Source organism: Neorhizobium turbinariae (assembly GCF_023223505.1).
GTDB classification, from domain to species: domain Bacteria; phylum Pseudomonadota; class Alphaproteobacteria; order Rhizobiales; family Rhizobiaceae; genus Neorhizobium; species Neorhizobium turbinariae.
In genome coordinates this window covers 197,018-213,258 of the sequence record NZ_JALPRY010000001.1, presented here as the reverse complement: position 1 = coordinate 213,258, position 16,241 = coordinate 197,018, and the positions used below count along the sequence as shown (strand labels likewise).

At 62.7% G+C, this 16,241-nt stretch carries 15 protein-coding genes and 1 pseudogene; 9 read left to right on the top strand and 7 right to left on the bottom strand.

What is annotated here, in order from left to right; all coding sequences use genetic code 11:
- Window positions 1–22: 22 nt before the first annotated feature.
- Genes M0654_RS01040 through araD1 form a run of 3 tightly spaced genes read right to left on the bottom strand, consistent with a single transcriptional unit; the run spans window position 23 to window position 3,798 of the window.
- A complete protein-coding gene (locus tag M0654_RS01040; RefSeq protein WP_118850022.1) occupies window positions 23–1,867 on the bottom strand; it encodes an IlvD/Edd family dehydratase in 1,845 nt (614 codons plus the stop codon).
- A 2-nt stretch (window positions 1,868–1,869) separates the two neighbouring features.
- Window positions 1,870–2,796 (bottom strand): Gfo/Idh/MocA family protein, encoded by a 927-nt coding sequence (locus M0654_RS01035; protein WP_248681447.1) that lies wholly within the window; start codon window positions 2,794–2,796, stop codon window positions 1,870–1,872.
- A 9-nt stretch (window positions 2,797–2,805) separates the two neighbouring features.
- On the bottom strand, window positions 2,806–3,798 hold the full coding sequence (gene araD1, locus M0654_RS01030; RefSeq protein WP_248681446.1) for an AraD1 family protein: 993 nt from the start codon (window positions 3,796–3,798) through the stop codon (window positions 2,806–2,808).
- A gap of 333 nt (window positions 3,799–4,131) precedes the next feature.
- Between araD1 and ytfQ the strand changes: the two genes are divergently transcribed.
- From ytfQ to M0654_RS01005, 5 genes are all read left to right on the top strand, one after another.
- On the top strand, window positions 4,132–5,091 hold the full coding sequence (ytfQ, locus tag M0654_RS01025; protein WP_118850025.1) for a galactofuranose ABC transporter, galactofuranose-binding protein YtfQ: 960 nt from the start codon (window positions 4,132–4,134) through the stop codon (window positions 5,089–5,091).
- Window positions 5,092–5,276: 185 nt separating this feature from the next.
- Window positions 5,277–6,803, top strand: a complete 1,527-nt coding sequence (locus tag M0654_RS01020; RefSeq protein WP_248681445.1) for a sugar ABC transporter ATP-binding protein — start codon at window positions 5,277–5,279, stop codon at window positions 6,801–6,803.
- The gene (locus M0654_RS01015; RefSeq protein ID WP_199925110.1) at window positions 6,803–7,849 is read left to right on the top strand and encodes an ABC transporter permease; all 1,047 of its coding nucleotides are present in this window, start codon (window positions 6,803–6,805) and stop codon (window positions 7,847–7,849) included. The genes M0654_RS01020 and M0654_RS01015 overlap by 1 nt, the downstream gene beginning before the upstream one ends.
- The gene (yjfF, locus tag M0654_RS01010; protein WP_248681444.1) at window positions 7,846–8,832 is read left to right on the top strand and encodes a galactofuranose ABC transporter, permease protein YjfF; all 987 of its coding nucleotides are present in this window, start codon (window positions 7,846–7,848) and stop codon (window positions 8,830–8,832) included. Before M0654_RS01015 ends, yjfF begins: the two co-directional genes overlap by 4 nt.
- Window positions 8,832–9,575, top strand: coding sequence for a FadR/GntR family transcriptional regulator (locus M0654_RS01005; protein ID WP_248681443.1), 744 nt, complete (start codon window positions 8,832–8,834; stop codon window positions 9,573–9,575). Before yjfF ends, M0654_RS01005 begins: the two co-directional genes overlap by 1 nt.
- A 3-nt stretch (window positions 9,576–9,578) precedes the next feature.
- On the opposite strand, the gene M0654_RS22850 is transcribed toward M0654_RS01005, so the two are convergent.
- From M0654_RS22850 to M0654_RS00990, 4 genes and pseudogenes are all read right to left on the bottom strand, one after another.
- Window positions 9,579–9,812 carry a M20/M25/M40 family metallo-hydrolase gene (locus tag M0654_RS22850; protein ID WP_313791065.1) on the bottom strand — a complete coding sequence of 78 codons (234 nt, stop codon included), beginning with the start codon at window positions 9,810–9,812 and terminating at the stop codon, window positions 9,579–9,581.
- 146 nt (window positions 9,813–9,958) lie between these two features.
- Window positions 9,959–10,726: pseudogene (locus tag M0654_RS01000) on the bottom strand (M20/M25/M40 family metallo-hydrolase); the annotation flags it as partial.
- Between the two features lie 47 nt (window positions 10,727–10,773).
- Entirely contained in the window at window positions 10,774–11,370 is a 597-nt protein-coding gene (locus M0654_RS00995; RefSeq protein ID WP_248681442.1) for a DUF922 domain-containing Zn-dependent protease, read from the bottom strand.
- 102 nt (window positions 11,371–11,472) lie between these two features.
- Window positions 11,473–12,270, bottom strand: coding sequence for an NAD-dependent epimerase/dehydratase family protein (locus tag M0654_RS00990; protein WP_248681619.1), 798 nt, complete (start codon window positions 12,268–12,270; stop codon window positions 11,473–11,475).
- Between the two features lie 192 nt (window positions 12,271–12,462).
- Between M0654_RS00990 and M0654_RS00985 the strand changes: the two genes are divergently transcribed.
- The 4 genes from M0654_RS00985 (at window position 12,463) to M0654_RS00970 (ending at window position 16,219) form a co-directional block, all read left to right on the top strand.
- Window positions 12,463–13,215, top strand: a complete 753-nt coding sequence (locus M0654_RS00985; RefSeq protein WP_248681441.1) for a FadR/GntR family transcriptional regulator — start codon at window positions 12,463–12,465, stop codon at window positions 13,213–13,215.
- A gap of 74 nt (window positions 13,216–13,289) precedes the next feature.
- Window positions 13,290–14,195: a 5-dehydro-4-deoxyglucarate dehydratase gene (gene kdgD / locus M0654_RS00980; protein WP_248681618.1), complete on the top strand. Its 906-nt coding sequence runs from the start codon at window positions 13,290–13,292 to the stop codon at window positions 14,193–14,195.
- A 6-nt stretch (window positions 14,196–14,201) separates the two neighbouring features.
- Window positions 14,202–15,338: a mandelate racemase/muconate lactonizing enzyme family protein gene (locus M0654_RS00975; protein WP_248681440.1), complete on the top strand. Its 1,137-nt coding sequence runs from the start codon at window positions 14,202–14,204 to the stop codon at window positions 15,336–15,338.
- Window positions 15,338–16,219 carry an amidohydrolase family protein gene (locus M0654_RS00970; protein ID WP_248681439.1) on the top strand — a complete coding sequence of 294 codons (882 nt, stop codon included), beginning with the start codon at window positions 15,338–15,340 and terminating at the stop codon, window positions 16,217–16,219. The genes M0654_RS00975 and M0654_RS00970 overlap by 1 nt, the downstream gene beginning before the upstream one ends.
- Window positions 16,220–16,241: the final 22 nt, after the last annotated feature.

The following is a 16,241-nucleotide window of genomic DNA, read 5'->3' as shown; positions in this document are numbered from 1 at the left end:
CCTGTCGGCTGCAGGATCCGTATTAGTGGTTGTCGCGCGGAAGGCCGGCAGTCTGGGCGATCCGCTGATACTTCACCGCCGGTTCCAGCACCGCGCCGGTTTCCATCTGGCCGACGATGCCGCGCTGGATTTCCTGCCACGGTGTCTGGTGCTTCGGATACTGGTAGCCGCCGTTGGCCTCGAGCGCCTTGCGGCGTTCGGCAATTTCCTCATCCGAGATCAGGATATTGGCTTCGCCGCGACCGAGGTCGATGCGGACGCGGTCGCCGGTCCTCAGGATGGCAAGACCACCGCCGGCAGCCGCTTCCGGCGAAGCGTTGAGGATCGACGGGCTTCCCGACGTGCCGGACTGGCGGCCGTCGCCGATGCAGGCAAGCGAGGAAATGCCGCGCTTCAGGAGGTAGTCCGGTGCGCGCATGTTCACCACTTCGGCAGCACCCGGATAACCGATCGGTCCGGCACCGCGCATGAAGAGAATGGTGTGCTCGTCGATTTCCAGCGACGGGTCATCGATGCGGTGGTGGTAATCCTCCGGACCATCGAACACCACGGCCTTGCCTTCGAAGGCTTCCGGATCGTTCGGGTTCGACAGGTAACGCTCGCGAAATTCCGGCGAGATGACGCTGGTCTTCATGATCGCCGACGAGAAGAGGTTGCCGCGCAGGACGCGGAAGCCGGCGGCAGGCTTCAGTGGCTCCTCGTAACGACGGATGACCTTCTCGTCCTCAATGATGGCGCCGCGGCAGTTTTCGCCGATCGTCTTGCCGTTCACCGTCATGGCGTCTTCGTTGATGAGGCCATGGTTCATCAGCTGGTTGACGACGGCCGGAACACCACCAGCGTGGTAATAGTCCTCGCCGAGATATTCGCCGGCCGGCTGCAGGTTGACGAGCAGCGGCACGTCTTCGCCATAGGTCTGCCAGTCATCGACGCTGAGTTCGACTCCGATGTGGCGGGCAAGCGCGTTGAGGTGGATCGGAGCGTTGGTCGAACCGCCGATCGCCGAGTTGACGCGGATGGCGTTGATGAAGGCTTCCTTGGTCAGGATGTCGGAAGGCTTCAGGTCTTCCTTGACCATCTCGACGATGCGAAGGCCCGTAAGGTAGGCAACTTCCTGGCGGTCGCGGTACGGCGCCGGGATGGCGGCCGAACCCGGAAGCTGCATGCCGAGGGCTTCGGCAAGCGAGTTCATCGTGGTTGCTGTGCCCATGGTGTTGCAGTAGCCGGTCGAAGGCGCGGACGATGCAACGAGCTTGACGAAGCCGGCGTAGTCGATTTCGCCCTTTGCCAGCAGTTCGCGGGCCTTCCAGACGATCGTGCCCGAACCGGTGCGCTCGCCGCGGAACCAGCCGTTCAGCATCGGGCCGACCGACAGGGCAATCGACGGGATGTTGACGGTCGCGGCCGCCATCAGACAAGCGGGCGTGGTCTTGTCGCAACCGATCGTCAGCACCACGCCATCGAGCGGGTAACCGTAAAGAACTTCCACGAGGCCGAGATAGGCGAGGTTGCGGTCAAGGCCCGCCGTCGGGCGCTTGCCGGTTTCCTGGATCGGGTGCACCGGGAATTCGATCGCGATGCCGCCCGCTTCGCGGATACCTTCGCGCAGGCGGTTGGCCAGCTCGAGGTGGTGGCGGTTGCACGGCGAAAGATCCGAGCCGGTCTGGGCGATACCGATGATCGGACGGTCGGACTGAAGCTCTGCCTGGCTGAGGCCGAAGTTCATGTAGCGCTCAAGGTAAAGCGCCGTCATGTCCACGTTGTCGGGGTTGTCGAACCAGGCCCGCGAGCGGAGCTTGCGCATTTCCTGACGCCGGTGGTCGGTTTCTGCGATTTCGTTGGAGGGTGCGTTTTCAGAATTGCTCATGATCAGTCCTCGAATTCTTCCGTCTGGATGCGCCGGCCCAGCATAAAGGCGTCTGCCACATGCACCAGTGGCGAAAAATCAGTGTCGCTGGTGCCGGAGCGGACAAGGCTGACGAAGTCGCGATAAAGGTTGCGGTATTCGCGATCCTCTTCGACGATCTGCGGCTCGCCATCAACGATCAACCGGCTGCCGCCATGGGTGAGGACGACAGGGCCCTCTTCCGTCTCGACCCGGATGTCCCAGGTCTGCGGGCCCGTCTGGCGCCAGTCGAACTCTGCCGATACCGGCGTGCCGCTCACCATCTCGAATGCGAGCGATGCGGCGATCGGGGCCGCGCGGTTTGCCGGGAAGGTCAGGTCCGAGCGAACAAGATGGAATGGCTCGGGAAGGATGCGGGTGACGATGGACAGCGCGTTGATGCCGGGATCGAAGACGCCGAGCCCGCCCGGCTCCCAGATCCAGGCCTGGCCCGGATGCCAGTGGCGGACATCTTCCTTCCACTCGACGGAAACGCTTTTGATCTTCCGCCTGACAAGCAGTGCGCGTGCCGGCTCGACGGCGGCGGCAGCGCGCGAATGCCAGGTGGAAAACAGGGTGAGGCCCTTCGCCTTGGCCAGAGCTTCGAGTGCATAGACCTCGGAGAGGCTGGCGCCCGGCGGCTTTTCCAGCATCACATGCTTGCCGGCATCGAGCGCCGCGTTCGCCTGGGCAAAACGACCCTGCGGCGGGGTGCACAGCGACACCGCATCGATCCCGACGTCCGACGCGAGAAGGTCGGCGATGTCGTGGAAACAGTGCACGCCCTCAAGCTGCGCGTTGCGGCTTGCGACGGCAACGAGGTTCACGCCATCGGTTGCTTCGATGGCGCCGAGATGCTGATCCCGGGCGATCTTTCCAAGACCGACGATGGCAAGACGGATAGGAGCCATATCAGTCTCTCAGAGCGGCTTGACCGTGACCGGCACGTCGGCCGCGACCGCAAGCCGGTTGACCAGCGGAAGCTTGAACGGAGCCGCCGAGATCTCGAACACGTCGCCCGGCTCGGTCTTGATGCCTTCCGAGAAGGACAAGGTTGCCGTGCCGAAGAAATGCACATGCAGGTCGCCCGGCTGGCGGAAGATGTCATATTTGAAGTTGTGATGTTCCAGGTTGGCGATGGTGTGCGACATGTTCGCCTCGCCAGACAGGAACGGCTTTTCGAAGATGGCCTTGTCGCCGCGCAGCACGCGCGACCTACCTTCGACATGATCCGGCAGGTCGCCGACAAGGAGTTCCGGACCAAGGGCAGCCTGGCGCAGCTTGGAATGCGCGAGCCAGAGATAATTGCCCTTCTCGGTCACATGGTCGGAAAACTCGTTGGCAAGGCAGAAGCCGAGGCGGAACGGCGTGCCGTCCGGTCCGATCATATAGATGCCGGCAAGTTCCGGCTCCTCGCCACCATCCAGCGCGAATGCCGGGGAAACCAGATCCTCGCCCGTGGCGCGCAGCTGCGAGCCGTTGCCCTTGTAGAACCATTCCGGCTGCACGCCCGCCTGGCCCGGCTGCGGCTTGCCGCCCTCGACACCCATCAGGAACATGCGCATGGAATCAGTCGGCTTTTCTTCCGCCTGGGCTGCCTTGTGCATCTTGTCGCGGCCATCGGCAGAACCAAGATGCGTCAGGCCGGTGCCGGCGACGATGAAATGTGCAGGATCTGGATGCGTGATCGGCAGGGCAATCTTGTTGCTTGCAGCCGCCTGATCGAGGTCGACCACCGCACCGAGGCCCAGGCTGTCGATCTGCTGCGAAAGCGTGCGCGAGGCAGCAATTGCCTGCGTGGCGAGATCATACGTGGAAGACGCGCCATTGACGACACGCGCCTGCCCTTCCCCATCCCAAGCCACAACCTTGATGGCTCCGGCATCGTCCCGAACCTGAAGAATACGCAACATCGATCAACCACCTAACGCTTGTCCGATAATGCGATGCCGCATCGCGAGGGCATTCGCATCTCCCCCACCGGAACGTGGGTGTCCCGATGCATTCGAAAAATACGACTATTGGAAGCGTGCGAGGCTTGTCAAGCGCGCTTCCCCGCCGGTTAACCAACGCGCTAAATTATCCAGCGCAGATTTTAGCGCGATAAATCAGCATCTTGTGAAGGATAAAATTGCACTCCTGAAAATCAGGTTGTGCAGATTCTTCATTTTCCCGCTTGAAAAAGTAATATTATATGTGAATGCTCTATTCGTCAGTTCGCTTTCTCATCACTGGGAGGATTTCAGATGAAAAGAGCACTCGCGACGGCTGCGGCCGTCCTTACGCTATCACTAGCGTCCACCGTTTCCGCCGCATCGTTGACCGTCGGCTTCTCGCAGATCGGCTCCGAATCCGGCTGGCGCGCGGCAGAAACCACCGTCACCAAGCAGGAAGCTGAAAAGCGCGGCGTGAACCTCAAGTTCGCCGATGCACAGCAGAAGCAGGAAAACCAGATCAAGGCGATCCGCGGGTTCATTGCCCAGGGCGTTGACGCGATCTTCATCGCACCGGTCGTTGCTACCGGCTGGGACGCCGTTCTTAAGGAAGCCAAGGAAGAAAACATCCCGGTTATCCTGCTCGACCGCGAAATCGACGCGCCGAAGGACCTCTACCTGACGGCGGTCACCTCCGACACGGTCTACGAAGGCAAGGTTGCCGGCGAATGGCTGGTGAACGAAGTGGCCGGCAAGGACTGCAAGGTGGTCGAACTTCAGGGCACCACCGGTTCGTCACCGGCGATCAACCGCAAGAAGGGCTTTGAAGAAGCGATTGCCGGCAAGGACAACATCAAGATCGTTCGTTCGCAAACCGGTGACTTCACCCGCACCAAGGGCAAGGAAGTCATGGAAAGCTTCATCAAGGCCGAAGGCGGCGGCAAGGACATCTGCGCTGTCTACGCTCATAACGACGACATGGCTGTCGGCGCCATCCAGGCCATCAAGGAAGCCGGCCTGAAGCCGGGCTCCGACATCAAGGTGCTGTCGATCGACGCTGTTCCGGATATCTTCCAGGCCATGGCGAAGGGCGAGGCCAACGCAACTGTCGAGCTGACCCCGAACATGGCAGGCCCGGCCTTTGACGCTCTTGAAGCCTACCTGAAGGACAAGAAGGAGCCGCCGAAGTGGATCCAGACCGAGTCGAAGCTCTACACAGCTGCCGACGACCCGATGAAGGTCTACGAAGCCAAGAAGAACCTCGGCTACTGACCGTCAGGCACTCTGGCCGACGTCTCGTCGGTGCAGTTGCTCTCAAGGACCGGAGCGGCGCCCGCCGCTGCTCCGGCCCAGCGTATCGATGACCCGCAAGCCTGGGACCGGTACGTCACACGAACAGCAAGAGCGCATCATTTCGCGTAGCAATGCGCGGCGCCATGGTCTGCGGGTCACATATAATGACGGATACCAATACGCTTCTGGAAGCACGCGGAATCGGCAAATCCTTCCTTGGGATTACCGCGCTGGATGGAGTGGACTTCACGCTGGAAGCCGGCGAGATCCATGCCCTGCTTGGCGAAAACGGCGCCGGGAAATCAACGCTGATCAAGATCCTGACGGGCGTCTACACGCGTGACCGCGGAACCATGCGCATGCATGGCCAGGAGGTGACGCCGGCGAATGTGGGCGAAGCGCAGGCGCTCGGCATCGGGACCGTCTACCAGGAAGTAAACCTGCTCGAAAACCTGACGGTTGCCGAAAACCTGTTCCTCGGCCGCCAGCCGCGGCGCTTCGGCCTGATCGATCGGCGCGAGATGCGCCGCCGCTCCAAGGCGCTGCTCGAGCGCTACGGTCTCGACATCGACGTCGACGCGCTGCTTTCTTCTTATTCCGTCGCGGTCCGACAGATCGTGGCGATCGCCCGTGCCGTTGATCTTTCCGGCAAGGTGCTGGTTCTCGATGAACCGACGGCCAGCCTCGATGCGCATGAAGTCGAGATGTTGTTCTCGGTACTGCGCAAGCTGCGCGAGGATGGGCTCGGCATCATCATCATCACCCACTTCCTCAACCAGGTTTATGCCGTGGCCGACCGCGTGACGGTGCTGCGCAACGGCCGCCTCGTCGGCACCAAGAAGCTTTCCGACCTGCCGCGCCTTGAACTCATCTCCATGATGCTCGGCCGCGAACTGCAGCACATTACCCGCGACCACCAGGCCGAAGATGCAACCGTCGCTTCGACGGCGGAAGCGCCGATCCAGTTCCTGGGTTACGGCAAGCGCGGCAGCGTCGCGCCATTCGATCTCCAGGTGAGGCCGGGTGAAGTGGTTGGCGTTGCCGGGCTTCTCGGCTCGGGGCGTTCGGAAACGGCCTTCCTGTTGTTCGGGATCGATCGCGCCGACAGCGGGACGGCAATGGTCGACGGCAAGGAGGTCACGCTCTCCTCCCCGGAAGCAGCGATCGCAAACGGCTTCGGCTTCTGCCCGGAGGAACGCAAGACCGACGGCATCATCGGTGACTTCTCGGTGGCAGACAACATCGCGCTCGCGCTCCAGGCGCGGCAGGGCTGGGCAAAACCCATCACATCCGCCGAGAAGACGGCGCTTGCCGACAGCTTCATCAAGTCCCTGGACATCCGCCCGGCGGACCCGGAGCGGCCGATCAAGTTCCTGTCCGGCGGCAACCAGCAGAAGGCGATCCTCGCCCGTTGGCTGGCGACAGACCCGCGCCTGCTGATCCTCGATGAGCCGACCCGCGGCATCGATATCGGGGCGCATGCCGAAATCCTGAAGATGATCGAGAAACTTTGTGCCGAGGGCATGTCGCTGGTGGTCATTTCATCGGAACTCGAGGAACTCACTGCCGTCGCGCATCGCGTCATTGTCCTGTCCGACCGCAAGCATGTTGCGGAACTGGCCGGCAGTGAAATGACGGCCGACAACATCATGCAGGCAATTGCCTCCTCGGCCAGAACGGAGGCCGCGTGATGAACCGCGTTTCCCGTCGTCTGAAGCGGCTTGCACCGCAGATCATCGCGCTGGCGATCATCCTCGCGCTGATCACGGTCATCACCCCGGGCTTCCTCACGGTGTCGGTCCAGAACGGCCGGCTTTACGGCAGCCTCATTGACATCCTTGTGCGTGCAGCGCCCGTCGCACTCCTGACGATCGGCATGACGCTGGTGATCGCCACGCGCGGCATCGACTTGTCGATCGGCGCGGTGATTGCCATCTGCGGCGCGGTCGCGGCAACGCTGATTACCCAGGATTATCCGCTGCCGGTGGTGATCGTCGTCTCGCTTGCGGTCGGCCTCGCCTGCGGACTGTGGAACGGCGTGCTGGTCGCGCTCCTCGACATCCAGCCGATCATCGCGACTCTGATTCTCATGGTGGCAGGGCGTGGCATCGCCCAGCTCGTGACCGAGGGGGCGATCCTCACCTTCAACAATGATTCCTTTTCGGCACTCGGGTCCGGCTCGCTTGGCGGCATTCCCATCCCGGTGCTGATCTGGATTGCAGCCGCGATCCTGATCGGGCTTCTGGTGCGCCGCTCGGCACTCGGTTTCCTGATCGAGGCGACCGGCATCAACCGCCGCGCGGCCACGCTTGCCGGGGTGAAGGCACGTTTCCTCCTTTTCTTCGTCTATGCCGTCTCCGGCCTCTGTGCGGCAATCGCTGGCCTGATCGTCACCGCCGACATCCGCGGCGCGGACGCCAACAATGCCGGCCTCTGGCTGGAACTGGACGCCATTCTCGCCGTCGTCATCGGCGGCACCTCGCTCAACGGCGGGCGCTTCTCGATCGCGGCATCGCTGATCGGCGCGCTGATCATCCAGTCGATCAACACCGGCATCCTCGTTTCGGGCTTCCCGCCGGAATTCAACCTGATCATCAAGGCCGTCATCATCGTGATCGTTCTGACGCTGCAGTCTTCGGCCGTCATATCGCTGCTGAACTTCGTGAAGCCCGCCAAACGCGGCCCGGAAACCCGCAATGTGAAGCCCCTTGATGAGGCAGAAGGGACCGCACGATGATCCACGCGCGCAACCTCCCGTTCGTGACGACGCTCGGCATCTTCGTGATCGCCTATGCGCTCTGCGTCGCGCAGTTCCCGAACATGCTGTCGACCCGGGTGATCGGCAACCTGTTGACCGACAACGCATTCCTTGGCATCGCGGCGGTCGGCATGACCTTCGTCATCCTGTCCGGCGGCATCGACCTATCGATCGGCTCGGTGATTGCCTTCACCAGCGTCTTCGTCGCCGTCATGGTCGGGTCGCTCGGCGTCCACCCGCTGGTTGCCTTCGCGGCGGTGCTCGTCATTTCCACGATCTTCGGCAGCCTGATGGGCGCGATGATCCGCTACCTGGACATTCCGCCCTTCGTGGTGACGCTCGCGGGCATGTTCCTGGCGCGCGGCGCGGCCTATCTTATTTCAACCGAGTCCGTGCCGATCTCGCATGAGATCATCGACACGATCCAGGGCTTCTATTTCCGCTTCCCCGGCGGCGGGCGGTTGACGGCGCTTGCCATGCTGATGCTGGCGGTGTTCATCGCCGGTTCGTTCATCGCGGGGCGCACGCGCTTCGGCGCCAATGTCTATGCCATCGGCGGAAACCAGCAGTCCGCGGAACTGATGGGCGTGCCGGTCGGCTCGACCACGATCGGCATCTATGCGCTCTCCGGCTTCCTCTCCGGTCTCGCAGGCATCGCCTATACGCTCTACACCTCCTCCGGTTATTCGCTGGCGACGGTCGGCGTGGAGCTTGATGCGATTGCCGCCGTGGTGATCGGCGGGACCCTGCTGACCGGCGGTGTCGGCCTTGTCGCCGGCACCTTTGTCGGGATCCTGATCCAGGGCCTGATCCAGACCTACATCGTCTTCGATGGCTCGCTTTCTTCCTGGTGGACCAAAATTGTCATCGGCATCCTGCTTTTTGTGTTCATCGTGTTGCAGCGCGGAATCATCTGGTATTCAAACAGGAAATTGGCGGAGAGCCGGCTTAAGGAAGTGTGATGGGTCTTCTGGAAACGACGATCAGCGGGCGAACGCGCCGCAGCAACCACGCGCATGTGGTGGCGGAGCTCGGTCGCGGCATCGTTTCCGGCAAGATCGCGGAAGGATCGCTGCTGCCTGGCGATTCGGAGCTTTCCGCCCGCTTCGGGGTCTCACGCACGGTGCTCCGCGAAGCCATGAAGACACTCGCGGCCAAGCGGCTGGTGGAAGCGAAGGCCAAGGTCGGCACCCGGGTGCTCGACAAGGCGAGCTGGAATTTCTTTGATTCGGACGTGCTCGGCTGGCGGTTCGAGTCCGGCCTCGACTACGAGTTCATCGAACATCTGGCGGAAATGCGCATGGCGCTGGAGCCGGCAGCGGCGGCAGCAGCGGCGGTGCGCGCATCGAGCGATGATATCGTTGCGCTTTACGCCATTGCCGCGAAGTTCGACGACCTGTCGCATACGCCAGAAACGATCGCGCAGGTGGACCTCGACTTCCACCTCGCCATTGCCCGCATGTCCGGCAACCCGTTCATGCGCTCGGCAAGCGCGTTGATCGAGGCAGCGCTTGCCATCTCCTTCCAGCTGTCGTCGCCGGCGGCCTCGCCGGAAAAGATCGACGAGGTGGCCGCCAACCACCTGCGGATCACGCATGCGATTGCCTCGCGGGACCCGCAAAAGGCGATCGCCGCGATGCGCCACGTCATCGAGGTCGGCAAGGGCCGCATCCTCAGCACCTTCGACGTGACGCTGCCGGCCTGAGCCTTACCGCGGCTCGAGCGTCATCATCAGGTTGGCGAGCAAGGCCGTGCGTGGCGCAACGCTGCTGACAAAAATATGCTCGTGGAAGGTATGCGGCCCTGCCCCGTCGGCACCAAGACCATCCAGCGTCGGCACGCCCATGGCCGCCGTGAAGTTACCGTCGGAGCCGCCACCGGTCGCCATGCCTTCGAGCGTGATGCCGAGGCCGCTCGCGATCTCGGCCGCCTGGTCGAACAGGCGCTTCCCTCGACCGTCTGTGCAAACGGAGGGCGGTTCATCTTTCCGGCAATCTCGAAACTGATGTCAGGATCGACCGGCTTCATCGATTCGATCTTCGCCGTCACCTCGCGGGCGCTCTCGTCGTCGGGAACACGAACATCCACCTGCATGCGGCACTCCGCCGGCACGGTGTTGCGACCGGTGCCGCCATGGATCGTGCCGACGGTCACGGTAATGCCGCGCCCGGTGTCGTTCAGCGCTTCAAGTTCCAGCACCAGCCGGGCCGCCGCACGAACCGCACTGCGACCATCCTGCGGCCGTGCGCCCGCGTGGGCGGCGCGACCTTGTACCGTGATGTCGTACATGGCCACACCCTTGCGCGCGACGACGACCTTGCCGCCATCGCGGGCGGGCTCCACGACCAGGGCGTAACCTGCGGTCTTGGCTGCCTCTTCCATGAAGGCGCGCGATGAAAGGCTGCCCATCTCCTCGTCCGGCACGAACAGAAGGTCGATCGGCATCCTGGATCCGCGTTGCACGGCAAGCGTCATCGCCTCGAGCGCCATCAGCGCTCCGGATTTCATGTCATAGATGCCCGGGCCATAGAGGCTGTCACCTTCCTGGCGCAGCGGAAGTTCGTTATCGATGACGCCGACGGCATGCACCGTGTCGAGATGCGCAAGCACCAGCACCGTTTTTTCGTTGCTGCCGGCCGGACGCGGCGAACGCACCGCCAGGATATCACCATAGCCAAGTGTGCCGGGCAAACGCTCAACCTCCAGACCGGATGCCCTGGCGCGTACTTCGACGTGATCAGCCAACCGGTTGACGGCTGCCGCATCCCGCGTCGGGGTCTCGATCTCCACCCAGGCCTTCAACTCCTCGATCAGGGCTTCGGCATCGATGTCTTCTGCGGAAACGGCAAGCGTCATGAAAAGTCCTCGGTTTCAAAATTTGTAATGGGTGGGCACGGTCGATGTCACCGGCCGTTGACAAGCGCCAGGATGAGTTGGTGGACATTGCCGCCGTCGCTCATCTCGACGCGGTCGAAATCTGAACTCTTCTGGCGTTGCGCGCGCGAAATCTCCCCGAGCTTCGCCTGCAGTGCCGCCCGCACCTTGGTGCATTTCGGGTCATTCGGCGCGCTCAGGCCAATGCTGACACGCTCGATCTCCTTGACCATGTCCTTGATCATCACGCCATGCACGGCCTCGTGGCGGCGCACGCCGGTGATGAACGCATCCCACTTGCGCTTCAGGTCCTGGGAGAGTGGCGAGGACGGTTTGGGCAGGGTGTAGGTGATGATGAGCCTGGGGCGCGCGGTTGTCAGCGTGCAGGAGCCGTCCGGCTGCGGCACGTATTTCCGTGTCCAGGTGAGCTTGAAGTTGGTGAGCGCAATCGTGCGCACTTCCTGCCCGATCTTCGGGCCGCGCTCGCCGATCGAGGCATAGAGCTCGACGCCGGAGGTGCCGGAGATGGCGTAGGTCTTCCATTCCTCGACCGGCTGCCATGGCTCCTGCGCCATCGCCGCCTCGGCAAGGAGAAAAGCCACAGCCGTCAGCCAGAAAGACCTCATCCAGTCACGCGGCTCCCTCGATATCCTTTGGATGAGAACTAGAGGCAGTCACCGATCGATGCAATAGGATGAAGCTGCGGGCAAATCTTTCGGGCTGCGGCCTCAGTCCTCGGGAAAGATCGGATCTTTCACGAACTTGCCGCCCTGGTAGACGGCCATCGCCGAGGTGGGCGCTGGCCGCTCCTGCGTTGCATCAAGCTCGGCCCGAAACCGCTCAGCGTTGTCCTTCGGGCGCCATCCGAGATAGGAGGCGTGAGAGTTATCCCACCACTTGCTGTCATTGTCGGAAATGCCCCAGATGATCGGGCAGCCAAGCATCGGCGCGCGGAAGACGCAGCCGACCAGCGACACGAAGTCGTCATAGGACATCCAGCCTGACAGCATCCGGTGGTTCAGCGGCTTTTCGAAGCAACTGCCGATACGAACGATCGCGGTTTCCTGCCCGAACTTGTCGAAATACATGCTCGCCAGCGCTTCACCGAAGCATTTTGAGACGCCGTAAAGGCCGTCGGGCTTCATCGGCGCCTTGACGTCGATATGCTGGTCCTGCCGGTAGAAGCCGACAACGTGGTTGGAGCTTGCAAAGATTATGCGCGGATGCCCGTGGGCGCGCGCTGCCTCATAGAGGTTGAAGAGCCCCAGAAGGTTTGCGTTGAGGATCTTGGAGAACTTGTCCTCCACCGAGACGCCGCCAAGATGGAGGATGCCGTCGCAGCCTTCGACGAGCTTCATGACCGCCTCGGCGTCACCGAGATCGCAGGTGACGACTTCCTCGTTCGGCCCGGCAGCACCGAGGTCCGCGATGTCGGACAGCCGAAGGATCTCCGCCTGCCCCGACAAGCGGGCGCGCATCGCGCTTCCCAGGCCGCCGGCCGCACCTGTGATCAGAAGTCTCTTCAACACGTCATCCTCCCAAAGCGGCCAAGCGACCGCTCGCTGCCATTCACGCCAACTTGTTCGAGACAAGCACTACCACTTATCATACATCTTGACTTGCACTGGTCAACAAGCCACCGCACCGTTAAACAAGCTGGAATACCTGGCATACGAGTTGCCGCCCCAAGAGCAACCCCTGTCGGCAAGGAGGGCACTGTGAGCGTAGATGTGAAGGTCGATACCGGCAGGGGATCGAGGACACTGGTGTCTCGGCTGGCCGATTCGCTGCGCGAGGCCATCAAGGCGGGAGAGTTTGCTCCAGGCTCGCGGCTGCCAAGCGAAGCGCAACTGACCGAGGCGCACGGGGTGAGCCGCACCGTGGTTCGCGAAGCAATCGCAGCCCTGCGCGCCGACCGCCTTGTCGAGGCGCGGCAAGGCGCTGGCGTCTTCGTGCTGGATATGCCTGCAGAGCCGCAGCCGGCGCCATTGTCCTTGCAGGACATAGACCTGGCGCGGGTTTCATCGATGATCGAGTTGCTCGAACTGCGCACGGCCGTGGAGGTCGAGGCGGCAGGGCTCGCCGCGGTGCGCCGGTCGCCGGCCCAGGAAGAAGTCATCCTCGAAAAGCATTACGCGGTGCGCGCCTGCCTTGAGGCCTCCAAGCCCACCAGCGAGGCTGACTTTGCGCTGCACCTGGCGATTGCCGAGGCCACCAACAACCCGCGCTTTCGCGAGTTTCTGACGATGATCGGCCGCAGCGTGATCCCGCGTGCCGCCCTTCGTCCAGACGAGTCCGAAAAGGACCAGGCGGCCTATATCAAGCTTCTGGACGAAGAGCATAACGCCATCGTGGTTGCCATCTCGGATGGCAATGAGGAAGCCGCCCGCGAGGCAATGCGCAGCCACCTGCGCGGAAGCCAGCTTCGCTACCGCACGCTGCTGCGGACGGTCCGTGAATCTGTAAGATGAGCTGTTGACACAGATCGGCCACACCTGTACGACAACTCAAGTCTGGAGGAGACGCTTACAGAGGAATTCATATGATGACGCCAGAAGAGATCAAGGCGGCACTTGGTGCCGGCCTTCTGTCCTTTCCCGTGACGCATTTTGATGCGGAAGGTCAGTTCCAGCCGGAAAGCTACCAGCGCCACATCGAATGGCTGTCAGGCTTTGAAGCGCCCGTTCTGTTTGCCGCGGGCGGCACCGGCGAGTTCTTCTCGCTCTCCCCTGACGAAATTCCCGGCATCGTCAAATCTGCCAAGGAAGCATCCGGCAAGACCGCGATCGTCTCTGGCTGCGGTTTCGGCTCGCATGTCGGCGTCCAGCTTGCCAAGGATGTCGAGAAGGCCGGTGCCGACGGCATCCTGCTTCTGCCCCACTACCTGATCGATGCGCCGCAGGAAGGCCTTTACCAGCACGTCAAGCGCATCTGCCAGTCGGTCGGCATCGGGGTCATGGTTTATAACCGCGACAACTCCGTGCTGCAGGTCGATACCCTGAAGCGCCTTTGCGACGAATGCCCGAACCTCATCGGCTTCAAGGACGGCACCGGCGATATCGGCCTCGTGCGCCAGATCACCGCGACGATGGGCGATCGCCTGATGTATCTCGGCGGCATGCCGACCGCGGAGCTTTTCGCCGAAGCGTATCTCGGCGCCGGCTTCACCACCTACTCATCAGCCGTCTTCAACTTCGTGCCGGGGCTTGCGGTCGAGTTCTACAAGGCGCTGCGCGCCGGCAACCGCACCCGCTGCGAAGAAATCCTGCGCGACTTCTTCTATCCGTTCATGGCGATCCGCAACCGCCGCAAGGGTTATGCCGTCGCCGCCATCAAGGCCGGCGTTCGCCTGCAGGGCTTTGATGCCGGCAAGGTTCGCCCGCCGCTGGACGATCTGACGGCAGAAGAAGAGCAGATGCTTTCCAAGCTCATTGGCAGCCACAAGCGGTAACACCCGATGAAGATCGTCGCCGTTCGCACCCACCTTCTCGAGCACAAGCTCGACGTTGCCTTCGAAAGCGCCTCGATGCGCTTCGATCGCCGGGCGCATGTCCTCGTCGAGATCGAATGTGATGACGGCACGACCGGCTGGGGTGAGTGCCTTGGCCCGGCAAGGCCGAACGCGGCAGTCGTCGCGACCTATGCGAACTGGCTGATCGGTGCCGATCCGCTGGAAAACGAAAAGCTCTGGGCGGTGCTCTACAACGCACTGCGCGACCAGGGCCAGCGCGGGCTTGCCGTGACGGCCCTGTCCGGCATCGACATCGCGCTCTGGGACATCAAGGGCAAGCACTTCGGCGTTCCCGTCTCCACCCTACTCGGTGGCCGGTTCCGCGAGAGCGTGCGGGCCTACGCGACGGGCAGCTTCAAGCGCGATGGCGTCGACCGCGTCGAAGACAATGCAGCCGATGTTGCCCGCTACCGCGCGGAGGGCTTCCACGCCACCAAGATCAAGATCGGCTTCGGCGTTGATGAGGACCTGCGGGTGATCCGCGCTGTGCGCGATGCGGCCGGCCCTGACATGCGTCTGATGATTGACGCCAACCACGGATATGATGTCGTGGAAGCGATCCGGCTGGGCAATGCCGCCGCTGAATACGGCATCGACTGGTTCGAAGAGCCGGTGGTGCCGGAGCAACTGGCTGCTTATCGGGAAGTACGCGCAAAACAGCCGATCCCGGTTGCCGGTGGCGAAACCTGGCACAGCCGCTGGGGCATGCGCGAGCCGATCGAAACCCGTGCGGTCGATATCCTGCAGCCTGACCTCGCCGGCGTTGGCGGCTTTACTGAAGCCAAGCGTGTCGCCGACCTTACCGCGCTCCATGGCATTCGGGTTGTACCGCATGTCTGGGGTACGGCCGTTCATATCGCCGCAGCGCTACAGTTCATGGCTGCGATGATCCCGAGCCCGGTCCGCGTCAATCCGATCGAGCCGATCCTGGAATTCGACCGCACCAACAATCCGTTCCGTCAGGCGGTGATCAAAACGCCGATCGAACACGAGCGCGGCGTGGTTCAGATCCCGAACGGCCCCGGCCTTGGGATCGAGATCAACCGCGATGCGCTCGCCGAATATCGCATGGGAGACATCTGATGCTCGTCCGCCCCCTTTCCGGCAATCCTCCCAAGACAAAGCTGCCCAAGGGCGCGGTCGACACTCAGATGCATGCTTACCTGCCGGGATATCCTTCCCTGCCCGGCGGCCCCGGCCTTCCCGCGGGCGACCTGCCTACCCCGGCTCAATATCGCGAACTGATGCGCTGGCTCGGCATCGACCGCGTGATCGTCACGCAGGGCAATGCGCAACAGCGCGACAATTCCAACCTCAACGCCTGCCTTGCCGAATTCGGCCCGATTGCCCGCGGCGTATGCGTCATCGACTCCGCCACCTCGGACGAGGAACTGGATAGGCTTGCGGCAGCCGGCAATGTCGGCGCCCGCATCATGGACTTGCCCGGTGGCGCGGTGGACCTGTCCGAGCTTGAGGCGGTCGACGCCAAGGCCGCGTCTCGCAACTGGGTGGTGGCGGTCCAGTTCGACGGCAGCAACATCCTGGACCACGAACCCCGCTTGAAGGCCATGAAATCGCGGTGGGTCTTCGACCATCACGGCAAGTTCTTCGCAGGCGTCACGCCAGACAGCCCGCAGGTCGATGCCGTGAAGCGCCTGATCGATGGCGGCAAGTGCTGGTTCAAGTTTGCCGGGGTCTATGAATCATCCAAGGCCGGCGGACCGGATTATGCCGACGTCGCAGCTATCGCCCGCGAAATCGCCCGCTATGCCCCCGAACGCATCGTCTGGGGCACGAACTGGCCCCACAACCTAGCTCGCGAACAGAGAGATTATCCGGATGACGTGGCGCTGACGGACACGGTGCTTGGATGGTTCCCGGACGAGGCGGGCCGCGATCTGGCGCTCGTGAAAAACCCCGAAGAGCTTTACGGCCTGCCCGCCTGGGCAGACGGCAGAGACTGAATTTCCAGACGACCGGGGCGTG

Coding starts and splice junctions, on each gene's coding strand:
- M0654_RS01005 (WP_248681443.1), top strand. CDS start 8,832: ATGGGTCTTCTGGAAACGACGATCAGCGGGCGAACGCGCCGCAGCAAC.
- araD1 (WP_248681446.1), bottom strand. CDS start 3,798: ATGTTGCGTATTCTTCAGGTTCGGGACGATGCCGGAGCCATCAAGGTT.
- M0654_RS00975 (WP_248681440.1), top strand. CDS start 14,202: ATGAAGATCGTCGCCGTTCGCACCCACCTTCTCGAGCACAAGCTCGAC.
- M0654_RS00970 (WP_248681439.1), top strand. CDS start 15,338: ATGCTCGTCCGCCCCCTTTCCGGCAATCCTCCCAAGACAAAGCTGCCC.
- M0654_RS01040 (WP_118850022.1), bottom strand. CDS start 1,867: ATGAGCAATTCTGAAAACGCACCCTCCAACGAAATCGCAGAAACCGAC.
- M0654_RS00995 (WP_248681442.1), bottom strand. CDS start 11,370: ATGAGGTCTTTCTGGCTGACGGCTGTGGCTTTTCTCCTTGCCGAGGCG.
- M0654_RS01035 (WP_248681447.1), bottom strand. CDS start 2,796: ATGGCTCCTATCCGTCTTGCCATCGTCGGTCTTGGAAAGATCGCCCGG.
- yjfF (WP_248681444.1), top strand. CDS start 7,846: ATGATCCACGCGCGCAACCTCCCGTTCGTGACGACGCTCGGCATCTTC.
- ytfQ (WP_118850025.1), top strand. CDS start 4,132: ATGAAAAGAGCACTCGCGACGGCTGCGGCCGTCCTTACGCTATCACTA.
- M0654_RS01020 (WP_248681445.1), top strand. CDS start 5,277: ATGACGGATACCAATACGCTTCTGGAAGCACGCGGAATCGGCAAATCC.
- kdgD (WP_248681618.1), top strand. CDS start 13,290: ATGACGCCAGAAGAGATCAAGGCGGCACTTGGTGCCGGCCTTCTGTCC.
- M0654_RS01015 (WP_199925110.1), top strand. CDS start 6,803: ATGAACCGCGTTTCCCGTCGTCTGAAGCGGCTTGCACCGCAGATCATC.